The sequence below is a fragment of the Azospirillaceae bacterium genome, assembly GCA_028283825.1.
Lineage (GTDB): Bacteria > Pseudomonadota > Alphaproteobacteria > Azospirillales > Azospirillaceae > Nitrospirillum.
In genome coordinates, this window is sequence record JAPWJW010000002.1 from 119,985 (window position 1) to 133,692 (window position 13,708).

Sequence of the window (13,708 nt, forward strand, 5' to 3'; positions counted from 1 at the left end):
TATCCATCATCGGCATGGGTCGCGAATTGCGTTCCCCAAATATCCGGCATGAGCCTGCCTGAGCCCTTTCATGGAAGGTAGGCGCCTTTCAGCGGAGAAAACCTCACGCCTTCAACGCCGCTTAGGGTATGCTCCACGCCGAGACAGCGAACGTCGGCCCACTATTCGCCAGCGGATTGATGGATAATGGAGTAGTGGGATTTTGTGGAGGGAATTTTAGCGCCCCTTTCAGGGGATGAAAGGCAATGTTGGAAAACTTAAATTCCATATTCCGCATTCCTTCAAATATTCTTATTTCTATAAGATTTGTTTCATTTTGGGGTGACGATTGATAATGTACGGTCTTTCGCGCTTTGAACAAACTCTTCTTGGTAAGAAGATCTTCATCACAGGTCATAGCGGCTTTACTGGAACGTGGGCGTCCCTATGGCTGAATTCCATTGGCATCCAGGTTGGGGGGTTTTCCCTCCCCCCGGAAACGACGCCAGCGTTGTTTGTGGAAACAGGTGCGGCCGCGGACGTAGAGTCTCGATTTGGCGACATCTGTGATTTTTCCGCACTGGAAAAGGCGATTCACGACTATCAGCCCGACCTGGTCCTGCACCTAGCGGCGCAACCGCTCGTCCGCCGCTCTTACCAGGAACCGATGCAGACCTTCATGGTCAACGCCCAGGGGACGGCCCACGTGCTGGAAGCCGCGCGTTCCGTGAAAAGTGTGCGTGGCGTGCTGTGCGTGACCACGGACAAGGTTTACCAGAACAAGGAATGGGATTGGCCCTATCGGGAAAACGACCCGCTGGGCGGTAAGGATCCCTATAGCGCATCGAAGGCGGCGGCCGAGATGGTGATCCATGGCTATGCGATGTCGTACCCGTGGGCATCCGGCCAAGGCCCAGCCATCGCCATCGCTCGCGGCGGCAACATTATTGGCGGTGGCGATTGGTCCGCCGACCGGTTGGTTCCTGACTTCGTCCGTGCGGTGATCGGCGGGCAGAGAATGGTTCTACGCTATCCCGGGGCGACACGCCCATGGCAGCACGTTCTGGCGTTGGTCCACGGCTATCTGATGATTCTGGCCGGGCTGCTGGGTGATAACCCTGGTCATTATGCCCGGCCCTGGAACCTGGGGCCGCAGGATCCGCGACAGTTCCCGGTACGCGACATCCTGGAAATGATGGGACGGCATTGGAAGATGCCGGACGTCCATTACATGGATAACCCGCTGCCTGAAGCCGGCGCGCTGGCTCTGGACAGTTCCTTGGCCCGCAACGCCTTGGGGTGGGTGCCGGTATGGGACACCGAAAGGGTGATCAAGGAAACCGCCGACTGGTACCGGCAATACGACCAAGATCCGACACGCGCACGCGATATAACCCTGGCTCAAATCCGGTCCTGGCGGGAAGGGCTTGGGCAATGATTGTCGTCATCGGCGGGCGGGGGCGTTTGGGCCGAACCCTTCTCCATGCCTTTGAGGGCGCCGCCTCCGCGCTTGACCGACCCACCTATGAGACCTGGTGGCGAGAGGAGTCCATCGCCGACATACGTCGTCTGTTGACCTCATCATCGCCCGAGATCACATCCGTCGTAGTCGCATCCGGCGTTCTAGATCCCGGCGCGGATGCGCAAGAGCATTTTCGGGTCAACGTCCTGCTGCCGAAAAATATCATCGTCGCGCTTCAGGACACTGGGATCTCCGTGGTCACCGTCGGCACGGTGATGGAAAGCCTTATTGCCCATAAAAACAATTATATCGCCAGCAAGCTGCAATTGGCCGATATCGTCGCCAGCCAGGCGGCCCTGGGGGCCCCGGTGATGCACATCCGTCTTCATACCCTTTACGGGGGTGGCGTCCCCAGCAGGTTCATGTTCCTGGGCCAGATGGCGCAGGCGTTGGCCAGCGACAAGCCATTCGCCATGACATCGGGTGAGCAATTGCGGGAATATCATCATATGAAGGATGCTGCCCATGGTATCCGCGCCCTGATGGATGCGAAAGGGTGGGGAATAAACGATCTGAGCTTCGGCAATCCCGTCAAACTCCGGCTTTTGGCGGAGTCCGTGTTCGACGCATTCGACAAACGGCACCTGCTCAGCATCGGCGCACTCAATCGTCCAACTGAAGAAAATTACGGGACGACATTCACCAAGAACGACCGTATCGCCCACCTCCACTTCAGGAAGCCGGTTGACGGTGTCGTTCAATACATGAAAACCTGCGTTCCGCAGTTGCGACTGGGCACAAACTGATGAGTTCACCAAAGCCGCTGGTGTCCATATCAATTCCCGTCCTGAATGAGGAAGGGAATATCGCCCGCCTTTACGCGCGCCTGGTCGCCGTCGCGGACCAGATGCGTGACAAATGCGACCTGGAATTCGTATTTTCCGACAACCATTCGGATGACGCCACCTGGAAAATGCTGGGGGACATCGCGCTTCGTGATCCCCGGGTCCGCGCCATCCGCTTTTCGAAGAATTATGGGTTCCAGCGGTCGATCATGGCGAACTACCTGCATACGCGGGGCAGTGCGGTGATGCAGATCGATGCTGATCTGCAAGACCCCCCGGAAATGTTGGATGCCTTCTTCGAGAAATGGCAAGCCGGATACAGCGTCGTCTACGGCGTTCGGAAGAAACGCAAAGAAGGGTGGCTGATCAACAACTTCCGCCGCCTTGGCTATTGGGTGATCGATAGCTTGAGCGAGCATTCCATTCCGCGGGATGTCGGTGATTTCCGTTTGGTTGATCGCAAGGTCCTTGAGGCCACCCTGAAGATCAAGACCGCCAGTCCCTACCTGCGCGGCATGATTGCCGGCCTGGGTTTCAATCAGATCGGCATACCTTATGAGCGCGACGCCCGCATCGCAGGCGAAAGCAAATTCAATCTTTCTCGACTGTTGCGGTTGGGGCTGACAGCGCTATTCAACCATTCGACAGTGCCCTTGCGCGTGGCTTCCTTCGTTGGCGCGACCATCCTTCTGGCCAGTCTTCTCGGCGCCTTCTATTATTTCATTCTAAAGATATTGGAACCGGATCTGCCGCAAGGTTTGGCGAGCATACATATATTGGTACTCTTTGGAATTGGCCTTAACGCGTTTCTACTAGGAATTATCGGCGAATACCTGCTCAGGATCTATCTTGTCCTACGCGATGAGCCCATCGCGACTGTTGAGCATAGCTTTAATTTCCCCCCATCCGATATCAAGCTATAATACGGAGATGACAATGAAGTTGGTTATTCTCGCAGGTGGGCTGGGGACTCGCATCGCCGAAGAGTCGGACACAAAACCCAAGCCCATGGTCGAGGTGGGGGGCAGGCCGCTTCTGTGGCATATCATGAAAATGTATACGCATCACGGCATTAAGGATTTTGTTATTTGCCTTGGGTACAAAGGCTACGTGATCAAAGAGTTCTTCTTTAATTACTACCGCCACATGTCCGACATGGTCATTGACCTCGGAACCGGTGAACATCGGATTCTGTCGAGCGCGTCGGAGGATTGGCGTATCACACTGGTCGATACGGGGCCGAACACCATGACGGGAGGCCGACTCAAGGCGGTAGCCCCCCATCTGGAGAACGAAACCTTCTGCTTTACATACGGCGACGGCCTGTCGGACATCGATATCACCGCCGAGATCGCACACCATCGGCGCCACGGCAAGCTGGCGACCGTGGCCGCCGTGCAGCCGCCGGGACGCTTTGGTGTGCTGGAGATCGATGAAAATCAGACCGTGTCCGCTTTCAAGGAAAAGCCGCAAGATGAAATCGGCTGGATCAACGGCGGCTTTTTCGTGTTGGAACCGGAGGTGATCAAATATATCGACGGCGAGAGCACGTCGTGGGAACGTGAGCCCCTGATGAATATCGCCCGCGATGGCCAGTTAACCGCCTTCCACCATACGGGCTTCTGGCAGCCTTGCGACACGCTGCGCGACAGGCGTGAGCTTGAAGCTCTCTGGCTGAATGGCCGAGCGCCCTGGCGCACCTGGGGGATGTCTTGAGCCGGTCCTCCCAGCCCCGAGCAAATGGGTGGATCAAGCATGTCGTCGGCATCGGGATCACCGTGCTTTGCCTGATCATCCTGGTCCGCAAAGTCGATTTCGCCCAGGCGCGGGAGGCGTTGGACCATTTCAAGTGGCCCTACCTGCTCCTAGGATTGTTGTCGCTGGCGATTGACTATGCCTTGCGTATTCATCGCTGGGGCATGATGCTGCGCGCCACGGGGGCGAGGGTGAGTTTCCGCACCTGCGCCGCCCCGTTCCTGGGGGCGATCACCCTCAATAATGTCTTGCCGTTGCGCTTGGGGGACGCGATCCGTGCCTTCGTCTTCCCCCAGGCGATGGGTCTGACGCGTGTGACCGCCCTGACCAGCTTGGTGGTCGAGCGCCTGATCGACCTCATCACCCTTTTGGCTTGCCTGTCGCTGGGAGTGTGGTCGATCCGCACGGTCGACATTCCGCCGTCCATCAAAGACTCCGGCATCTTGCTCGCCGCTGTTGCGGGGCTTTTGTTGATCGGGGGCTTCTTGCTGAGTGGCCGCCTGTCGCTTCTGTTCATCCGTTTGCAAGACCGCTGGGGAGAGACCAGCCGCATGGGGCGCGCCCTGGGTTTGCTTGCCGAGTTTCTTCGTAACTTCAAGCAGATGTCCAGTTTGCGGGTGCTGTTCCCGATGATCCTGGTTTCCATGGCCATCTGGTTGGGGGAGGCAGGTCTGTTCTACTCGGTCCTGCTGGGTCTGGGTTTCCTGCCCGCCCCCACCGCGGCGCTGCTGGTCATGTCCCTGGCAACCCTGGCGACGCTGGCCCCCTCTTCGCCAGGTTATGTCGGCCCATTTCATTTGGCAGCGTTCACTGCGATTTCCCTGGTCGGCGGCACGGATGCCCAAGCGGGGATTTACGCGGTGTTGGTCCACCTGGCACTGTGGTTATCCACCACCATCGTCGGCGCGGCGGCCATTTGGACACACCCCCAATTGTTCCGTCTGGCACGCCAGCAATCGCACTCTACCTCTCCCTCTTGAAATCGCCGGATTCTGATTCATGGATAAGTATGATGTCGTCATTGTCGGTGCCGGCTTCACGGGACTGACCGCCGCTTATGTTCTGGCTAAGCAGGGGAAGAAAGTCTGCGTGGTGGAGGCTGATTCCGCGCCCGGTGGCCTCGCGGGAATATTCGAATTCTCCGATGGCGTCCGGTTGGAGAAATTTTATCATCACTGGTTCAACAACGATGTCTATGTTCCGGAACTGGTAAAGGAACTGGGTATGGACGGTGATGTGGTCCTGCTGCCCAGCCGAACGGGGATGTATTTCAACGGCCGCATGTGGAAGCTGTCAACCCCGCTGGATTTGCTCCGCTTCAAGGCCCTGTCCTTCGTTGATCGCATCCGGTTGGGCCTGCTGGTATTCCAAGTCCGGCGCATCAAGGACTGGAGGACCATTGAGAATTTAAGCATCCGGGAGTGGCTGGAAGGGCTCTGCGGCAAGGCCGTTTACAAGGTTGTGTGGGAACCGCTGATCACCGCCAAGTTCTCGGTTTACGCCGAGGCGGTCAATGCTGTCTGGATGTGGAAGAAGCTGGTCCTGCGGGGTAGCACGCGCAACGACAAGGGGGGGGAGGAACTCGCCTATTTCAAGGGCGGTTTCGGCCGCCTCGCGGAGTCTTTGGTTGCAGCCATCCGCCACGCCGGTGGGACTGTGGAGTTCTCATGCCCCGCCACCGGTGTGGTGACGGATCAGGGCCGCATTACCGCGTTGAAGACCGCGCGGGGCGAGATCGCTGGCGAGAATTTCCTATTCAGCCCCTCCTTCCCCCAGATAGCGGACATCCTTGAAGGTGCCGCCGACCCGGCGTGGCTGGCCAAGTTGCGACGCGTGCGGTACCTGGGAAATATGTGTTTGGTCCTGCGTCTGAAGCGCAGCCTGTCGGAAACTTATTGGCTCAACGTCAATGATCCCGGTTTCCCCTTCGTCGGCGTGATTGAGCACACCAATTTCGACTCGCCGGATAATTACAAAGGCTCGCGCATCGCCTATCTATCCCGATACCTGGCGGTGGAGGATCCTGTTTGGTCCTACAATGACGCGCAATACTTTGATTTCGCGTTGGCTCACCTCAAGCGCATGTTCCCCAACATGGATGAAAGCTGGGTGTTGGATTACAAGGTATGGCGATCCAGCTATGCACAGCCCGTGACGGAGCGGAACTATTCCCAGTACGTGCCAGGAGCGGAAACGCCCTTCATCAACGCCTGGATTTCCACCATGGCGCAAATCTATCCGGAGGATCGCGGCACCAATTACGCCATCCGGGAAGGCCGCGCCTTCGCCAAGCGTCTATTGGCGGGGGAATAATACCAGCGGCACGAGATTCCGCCTCGTGCCGTTGTAGACCGCGACCATGGTCGCCGAAGCTTTCCGGGAAGCGCAGCGAACTGGAAAGCGAGGGATGAGCCCAGCGGGAATGTCGGCACCCAGCGACTGCGGGGCGGCATTTGGGCGGCCACGGTCAAATGCCGCTGGTATCACGTCTCCTGCCATTGATGCCGGCGCCCCCAACTCGGGTTTTCCCGTTTCACCATCATGAAAACAGGGCCGCGACGGTCCGGGGCGAAACCCTATGCCCGTAGGCGGCATAAAGCTGGTAACGGGGTGGCACGTGGATGTCCCGGATGTCGACCGGCACCTCCGGGAACCTGTCGGCGAATTCGCGAGCAACGAAGAACGCGTTCGCCCCGGAATAACCGTTGCAGCAGACCAGGTCGTAATCAAAGGCGGAGAACAGGTCGACGAAGTTCTGGAGCGCCGCCCCGAAATAATCGTCACCACCCCAACGGTGTTCCGGATCATAATCTATCTGGAATCGCGCCGGCGGCAGGAATTTCGCATTGTATTCAACAATGAACAGCTTCGGCCTTACACTGTCCGCCAACAGCGCCCCGACAAGGTGGATGTCGTTGCCGTCGAGATCCAGCGACACGAGGTCCACCGCATCCACCCCCAGGGCCGCCCTACCGGCCCGGGCATGGCCGGCCACGTTGTCCAGGGTGATCCAGTCCCGGATGTAAGACAAGCGGGGCAGGGGCGCCGGATCGAAAGCCAGGTCCTGGCCCCCCACCCAGAAGCCGCGCCACCCCAGGCTTCCCAGAATGACGGTATTGTTTTCCAGCCCGTTGCCGACCCCGAATTCCGCGAACGTCCCGGCGGACAGGTCCAGCCGACGGATGATCTCAAGGGTGATGCCGTCCTCGTCGGACTGGGAGAAACACTTGCGGCCGAACCGGTTCAGGGGATTGGGATGAGCGGCCTGGAACCGCAGGTTCGCATCCTGGATGGCGACATCCCTCAACGAACTGGCGCACGCCTGCAAGGACGCCGCCATCCGCCGGATCTCCGCCAACTCATCCATTTCCGCCTTGCCCCCTGTTCCTCAATGCATCGCCGGGCATCAGATGAAAGACGGCCGGAGCCTGACCTTGACCACCACGATCGTCAGCGTCCCGAATTCCTTTTCAAAACAATCGCGGATAGGCAGGTATTCGACAAGATAACGCGGATCTTCGGCAAGGCGCCCGACCAGGCTGTTGCAGCCTAAGCCATCCAGTGCGGCGACCTTGTCGAGATAACAATCGTCGAAAATGACGACCGTCCTTTCCGACATCAGCGGGGCGACGTTGTTCCAATCGGACTCGATCGTCTCTTCGCTATGGCCGCCATCGATGAAGACGAAGTCCACGGGCGAAACGGCGCCATCCCATGCCGCACCGAACGCCTTCAGGCTGTCCTGGGTGTAGCCCTGGACCAGGAGGTGATTGTCATTGAAGGCCGACAGCGCAGCGCCGACCTCAAGGCGCGACAGCGGGTATTTGGAGAACTCCTTCTTGTGGACTTCCGCCGTCATCTCCTCGAACAGATCGAAACCGATGTAGCGAAGCGCGCGGGTGCCGGCCGGCGTGCGGCCGCCGGCATGGATCATGTCGGCCCCGTTCCTGCCGTCGAACACGCCGATCTCCAGGATCGATCGCGGTCGACGCGCCAGCAGGCACTGCAGCAGCTGGCCGTACCGTCGCGGCCGCCGGTCCCGCACCGTCCGCAACACGTGCTCGATCGCCTCAAGGGCGTCCCCATCTTCATCGGCGGGTGTCAGGAGTGTCTCGGGAACCAACTGGCGGAACGCCACGGCATCGCGTTCTTCCGGGAAAAGCCGAACCTGCCGCTTTGCCGCCAAACCGAGCAATTCCAAATCGCCCGCGCGCGCGGCCGTCTCCATCAGCAGCCGGCCGTATTCAGGGGCGTCGATAGCGCGCGCCAGGGCGGCAACCGCGAATTCCGTGGCCGACGCGTAATCCGCGACGGCCAACCGGCACCTGGCCTTGCCACCCCATGCCACCGCCCCGTCCGGATCGGCGACGATGCATGCGTCGTAGCACCTTTCCGCCTCAGCCGGATTGCCCTCATGCAGATGCAGGACAGCCCGAGCCAGCAAGGAAGCCGGATTGGTCAGGTCCGTTCCGCCAACCGCCGCCGGCGTGTTGTCGGCGGATAGCGGCCCAGCAGTGTCATGTGAGGTCAAGGTATCGATACCTATAAAGAATAAGGGAATATTCGGCGTCAGAGACCGTACCATCGAAATTGGCTGTAACCGGCATCGGCTGTCAATCATAAGGCGCTTGCGGCGTTGGAAGATAAACTCTCATGCGAGCCGGCCGACCGCGCCCGTCCCGCCCCTACCTCTCCCGCGATTCGGGGCGCCGTCGCCTTGACAGCGTCGGGGCCGGAATGTCACTGTGACATCAGTTGTGTTGACGTCGACGACGTCATGGGGGCGCTGCAGTGGCAGCTAAAGAATTGGGTTATCCTAAGATTAAATGGCCGTTTCCTGTAGCAGAATTTAATAGATTTACTGACATCTATCCGCCATGTGGCCCACGCCAATCATAATTACAATTATGATTTGGTTTCGCCGCCACTTTAGCGTCAAGGTTTGTAATGATTCGACGTTTTATTAAGAAAATCGCAAAGCTGGCATTCATGCCGATCTGGCGGCGGGTCGCATACCGGATGGACGTGCGCCTTATACCGCTGCACGGGCGCCTGGACAGGGTCGAGGTGTCGTTGCACGAGCGCCTGGACAGGGCGGAAGTGTCATTGCTTGAGCGCCTGGACGACGTCGAGGCGCCATTGTACGGGCGCTTGGACCAGATTGAGGGATCGTTCCGTGAACGGCTGGACAGGGTCGACATCTCATTGCTTGAACGCCTGAACCAGGTCGACGCTCTGGTGGGGCACGTGGCCAACCTGGAAGTGTCCGTGCGCAATCACGTGGAGGCGCGCCTCGCCATCTTGGAGGCGCATGTCGCCGACCGGAATGCATCCAGCGAGACACGACTGCATCAGATCGAAACACGACTGCACCACATTGAGGCGCAGTTGCACCGCGTTTCCACGACGGCCAATGACCTGCAGGCGCAATGGCGTGTCTATGTGCCCAGCTTCGTCGGCGCCATCGCGGCAGTGAAGCGTACGGGCACCGACATCGGCGCCCTGTCGTCTCGCCTGGACGCTGTGTCGGCATCCCTGCCCGCCGAGCGGAATTTGACCGCCGAAGTGGTGGAGGCCGGCACCTTCGCCTCCACGGTGGAGATGGCGACGCTGGAGGAGCGCGTCTCCATGCTTGAGGGGCGCTTGAGCACCCACGCCGAGAACCTGACCAGTGAATTGAGCGCCGGCGCCCAAGAACTCAACACCACCCTGTCCGCCCGCATCCGGTCCGTGGTCGATCAGACCGACGCGCTGGAGGATCAACTGATGAACGTGCGGCACTCATTGTCGAATGACATGACCGACCTTTGGCAATTCGTCCGTGCCCAAACGGCACACGGCATCGCGAGCAAGGCGGAGCCGGTGGACTAACGCCATGGCGCCACTGGCCCCGGAACCCGGTTTCCCCCACGCACAGGAATGGCGCGCCGGGACCCCTGCGAAAACGGCGGCGCAACTGCGGGCATTCCCTAATTTCGTGCGATGGGCGGCCTTTCCACTGGTGGTCAAATTTTCTTGCTGTTAGTCAGAGTTTTCCTTCCCCGGGGGCCAACGGCCTCAGGGGCACGGGTCCATCGACAACAAAACCTATGGCCAAAATGCTTAGATATCTGAGCGCGTCGGAGTTGCTAGCATTTGGCAAGGCGCTGAATAACCAGCGATATCTGAACCACTTGTATGAACAGATCTTTCTGCGGCCAGCCGAAGAAAACGCCAGCGCGGACCTGCTGCGCCAGTTGGAAGAGGGAGAGGTCAGCCGCCTGTCGGCCATCGCCATTCTCGCGGACAGCCCGGAAGGGGCCGCGACCACCCGCGTCTTCTATCACTGGCGGGATCTGCTGCATCCCGACGCGCATTTCCTGCCGGACCTTTATACTTTCCTGCTGAGCCGCGACATCGACGAAACCGGCTGCGCCTATTTCCAGGACCAGGTGGCGAGCGGCGCGATGACCCGGGCCGGCGTCATCCTGAGCATCGCCCAGGGCGAGGAATGCCGGTCGCGCGGACCGTTACGGGTGGCCGTCAGCGACCTTGACCAGGACAACACCCGCCCCCTGGTCAACATCATCCTTGCCGACCGGGGCTGGATCCTGGAACGGCTGGCGTCCGAAATCGAACAACGCCTGCCCTATGTCACCATCGGCACGGCCCCCGGATCGGCGCCCATTCAATATTTCCTGCCCTATTCCGCCCGACAGGAGACCGCACCCGGCGTCAATGTGGCGCTGTTCACCCATGTGGAGCAGGACCCGGTGATGCGGGAACGGTTCATCCGCACCTGCGGAGAGGTCGACCTGGCCATCTACATGTCGGACTTCTATCGTTCGTTGGTGCAGACACACGCCCGGCGCGGCGCGCGCATCACCCCCGGCGTCGACCCCGATGAATTCCCGCTGGCCCCCCTGCGCATCGGCGTGGCCGGGCGCACCTACGGCAGCGGCCGCAAAGGCGAAGCCCTGGTGGCCCAGCTGATGGATCTGCCCGGTGTGGAATGGCACTTCTCCGGCGAGGGATGGCCGGGGCCTTGCGTCATGTATGCGGACCATGACCGCCACCGCTTCTTCCATGCCATCGATTATCTGCTGGTGCCGTCGTCTTATGAAGGCGGCCCCATGACGGCACTGGAGGCGCTGTCCTGCGGCACGCCGCTGATCGCCCCGGAGGTCGGGTTCGTCAGCGAGCTGCCGCACCTGAGTTATCCCACCGGCGACGCCAAGGCCGTGCGGCGCATCCTAGCCCGGCTGGTGGAAGAACGGGTCAACCGTCGGCAGATGGCGCAGCGGTACAGCTGGGACGCGTGGGCCCACCAGCACGACAGCCAATTCCAATATCTGCTGAAGGGCGCCAGGACCGGCCGCACGAAACCGGCTGATCCCTTGCGGGCGGCGCTTGTGCTGCACAAGCCGGAAGGCCAGGGCCGCATTGGCGGCCCGTCGCGCCGCGCGGCGGAGACGGCCGCCGCCCTGGTTCGGGCAGGCCATGCCGCCATCCTGCATCGTGGGGATCTGCCCAGCCCCGCGGTCGCCGACGTGGCGCACATATTCAACGTCTGGGAGCCGAACAGCGCGCTGCAACTCCTGCAGAGCGCACGGCGCCGGCACCTGCCGACGGTCTTTTCCTCAATTTTCATCGACTTGGCCGTCGATGAGGTTCAGACGGCGGTACCGGACGCCTTTGACGCCGCCCGCACCTTCGGTGAGGTGGAGCAGGCGCTGGCCGCGCTGGGGGAACGGCATCGTGACGCCGTGGTGGATCGCCGCCGAACCCTTGCCCGGGTGGTTCCCGGTTATGCCGACCTGGTGCAGCGCATGCTGGCCCTCACGGACCATCTGGTCCTGACCAGCGGGTTCGAGTTGAACCTGCTGCGGGATTACCGCCTTGACCTGCCTGTGCATTCCATCGTCTGCAACGCCCCCAGCCACCAGCTGCTGAATGTGCCTGCGGCCGGCCATGTTCCGGCGATCATCCGGGAAGGCGGCTATATCCTGTGCATCGGCAATCTGGAACCTCGCAAGAATCAACTGTTGCTGCTGCAAGCCTGTCGCGACCTCAACCAGCCGCTGGTGCTCGTGGGTGGTGACGACAACAGCCCCTATGGCAAACTGCTGCGGCGCTTCGCGACGCCGTGGACGCACATAACCGGCCATATCAAGGATGACGGCCTGCTTCGCGCGATGATGGAAAACGCCGCCGTGCTGGCACTGCCCAGCTGGGCGGAAGGGGCGCCCCTTTCCGCCCTGGATGCGGGCGCGTTCGGCGTGCCGCTGGTGCTCAGCAGCCAGTCCTCGGAACGCGAGTATTTTGGCGATTACGCCCATTACTGCGACCCTTGGAGCGTCGAGTCCATATATGACGCCCTTCGCCTTGCGCTGGGTGGCGACACGCCGGAACGGCGGCGGCAGCGTGCCGCCTTTGTGCAGGACCGCTTCAACTATGGCCGGGTCGCCGATCAACTGATCGACGTCTACACGCACGCCGTCAGCAAAAGAGAGACATTGCGATGACGCAACGACTTCCGGCGCTGGACGGCCTGCGGGGATGGGCCGCCGTGATTGTTTCGTTGCACCATGGCATATTGTTTATGGCCCCCGCCACCCAGACGTATCTGGCGGTCCGGATACAGGACACGGACAGCGTCTTCGCAGCCATATCCAAGCTTTCCCTGATGATCTTCAACGGCAATGCCGCCGTCATCGTGTTTTTCGTGCTGAGCGGCAGGGTGCTGTTCGGTTCCCTGCAGCGTGCGGGGGAAAGGCCCGGTTCCACAATCCTGGCTTTCACTGCGAAACGCCTATGCCGCCTCTATCCCCCGTTTTGGGTCGCGTTGGTGGCCTATATCGGCGTGTTTGTCGGCGCGGCTTATCTGATGCCCGACCTCTGGGTCGTGTATTTCACCTTCAAGCAGGTGCTGATCAACGCATCCTTGATGTCGGCCCCCATGTTCGGTGCCTCCTGGACCCTGTCCATGGAATTGCTGGCCATTCCCATCCTGCTGGGCGCGGATTTCATGCGCCGTGGCCTGGGTAATGCCGGTGTGCTTCTCCTGGCCGCGCTGCTGATGCTGCTGCCCCCCATGCTTGATCCGAACGCCCCCCGCCCCATTGGCGTGGTCGCCTTCCTTTCCACCCTGGGCGCGAAGCATGTGTTTCTTTTCGCCTTGGGCGCGCTGGCGGGCACGGAAGTCGGCACCCGGATCGGCGGCACCATGAAACGCATTCCGGCACCCGCCCTTCTTGGCCTGCTCTTGCTGGGGGTCATGTTCTCCCCCTACCGGCATTTCAGTGTGGTCATTTGCCAAGGCCTGCTTGTCTTCCTGCTGATTTGCAAGATCTCCAACGCCGATGCGGAGAGGGATCCGATGGCGCGCCTTCTCTCAAACCCCCTGTCTCAATATCTTGGCCGAATATCGTTCAGTTTTTATTTGCTCAACCCGCTTGCGTTGGAAATCTTAAATCGCACTGCGTATCGGATCCTGCCGCCGCACAATGATCGGCACATCGAACTTGGGATTGCCATCGGTATCGGCGCATCGATTCTGACAATAATACCTGCCAGGTTGATGTATAAGTACGTGGAGATTCCAACAATAAATGCTGGCCGCCGCATCGCCGGCCATTTGACGGGCCACGTCCAAGGTGCTGAAAGCTGTGCCGCCTAAGCCAGGAAT

The 13,708-nt window shown here is 60.2% G+C and carries 11 protein-coding genes; 9 read left to right on the forward strand and 2 right to left on the reverse strand.

All coding sequences use genetic code 11. The features are described from left to right. Nucleotides 1-334: 334 nt before the first annotated feature. The 6 genes from rfbG to PW843_09395 are packed head-to-tail and all read left to right on the forward strand — an operon-like array spanning nucleotide 335 to nucleotide 6,354. Nucleotides 335-1,417 carry a CDP-glucose 4,6-dehydratase gene (gene rfbG, locus PW843_09370; protein ID MDE1146815.1) on the forward strand — a complete coding sequence of 361 codons (1,083 nt, stop codon included), beginning with the start codon at nucleotides 335-337 and terminating at the stop codon, nucleotides 1,415-1,417. Further along, nucleotides 1,414-2,247, forward strand: coding sequence for an NAD-dependent epimerase/dehydratase family protein (locus PW843_09375; GenBank protein MDE1146816.1), 834 nt, complete (start codon nucleotides 1,414-1,416; stop codon nucleotides 2,245-2,247). The genes rfbG and PW843_09375 overlap by 4 nt, the downstream gene beginning before the upstream one ends. Beyond that, nucleotides 2,247-3,209 (forward strand): glycosyltransferase family 2 protein, encoded by a 963-nt coding sequence (locus PW843_09380; protein ID MDE1146817.1) that lies wholly within the window; start codon nucleotides 2,247-2,249, stop codon nucleotides 3,207-3,209. Before PW843_09375 ends, PW843_09380 begins: the two co-directional genes overlap by 1 nt. A 13-nt stretch (nucleotides 3,210-3,222) precedes the next feature. Next, the gene (gene rfbF, locus PW843_09385; GenBank protein ID MDE1146818.1) at nucleotides 3,223-4,002 is read left to right on the forward strand and encodes a glucose-1-phosphate cytidylyltransferase; all 780 of its coding nucleotides are present in this window, start codon (nucleotides 3,223-3,225) and stop codon (nucleotides 4,000-4,002) included. Further along, on the forward strand, nucleotides 3,999-5,021 hold the full coding sequence (locus PW843_09390; protein ID MDE1146819.1) for a lysylphosphatidylglycerol synthase transmembrane domain-containing protein: 1,023 nt from the start codon (nucleotides 3,999-4,001) through the stop codon (nucleotides 5,019-5,021). Before rfbF ends, PW843_09390 begins: the two co-directional genes overlap by 4 nt. A gap of 19 nt (nucleotides 5,022-5,040) precedes the next feature. Next, complete coding sequence (locus PW843_09395) at nucleotides 5,041-6,354, forward strand: NAD(P)/FAD-dependent oxidoreductase (protein MDE1146820.1); 1,314 nt, start codon at nucleotides 5,041-5,043, stop codon at nucleotides 6,352-6,354. Between the two features lie 226 nt (nucleotides 6,355-6,580). On the opposite strand, the gene PW843_09400 is transcribed toward PW843_09395, so the two are convergent. Together PW843_09400 and PW843_09405 are read right to left on the reverse strand one after the other, a co-directional pair. Further along, the gene (locus tag PW843_09400; GenBank protein MDE1146821.1) at nucleotides 6,581-7,348 is read right to left on the reverse strand and encodes a hypothetical protein; all 768 of its coding nucleotides are present in this window, start codon (nucleotides 7,346-7,348) and stop codon (nucleotides 6,581-6,583) included. Nucleotides 7,349-7,447: 99 nt separating this feature from the next. Beyond that, nucleotides 7,448-8,572, reverse strand: coding sequence for a class I SAM-dependent methyltransferase (locus PW843_09405; protein ID MDE1146822.1), 1,125 nt, complete (start codon nucleotides 8,570-8,572; stop codon nucleotides 7,448-7,450). A gap of 488 nt (nucleotides 8,573-9,060) precedes the next feature. On the opposite strand from PW843_09405, the gene PW843_09410 reads away from it, so the two are divergent. From PW843_09410 to PW843_09420, 3 genes are all read left to right on the forward strand, one after another. Further along, the gene (locus PW843_09410) at nucleotides 9,061-9,912 is read left to right on the forward strand and encodes a hypothetical protein (GenBank protein MDE1146823.1); all 852 of its coding nucleotides are present in this window, start codon (nucleotides 9,061-9,063) and stop codon (nucleotides 9,910-9,912) included. A gap of 302 nt (nucleotides 9,913-10,214) precedes the next feature. Beyond that, nucleotides 10,215-12,545, forward strand: coding sequence for a glycosyltransferase (locus PW843_09415; GenBank protein ID MDE1146824.1), 2,331 nt, complete (start codon nucleotides 10,215-10,217; stop codon nucleotides 12,543-12,545). Then, nucleotides 12,542-13,699 (forward strand): acyltransferase, encoded by a 1,158-nt coding sequence (locus tag PW843_09420; protein MDE1146825.1) that lies wholly within the window; start codon nucleotides 12,542-12,544, stop codon nucleotides 13,697-13,699. Before PW843_09415 ends, PW843_09420 begins: the two co-directional genes overlap by 4 nt. Nucleotides 13,700-13,708: the final 9 nt, after the last annotated feature.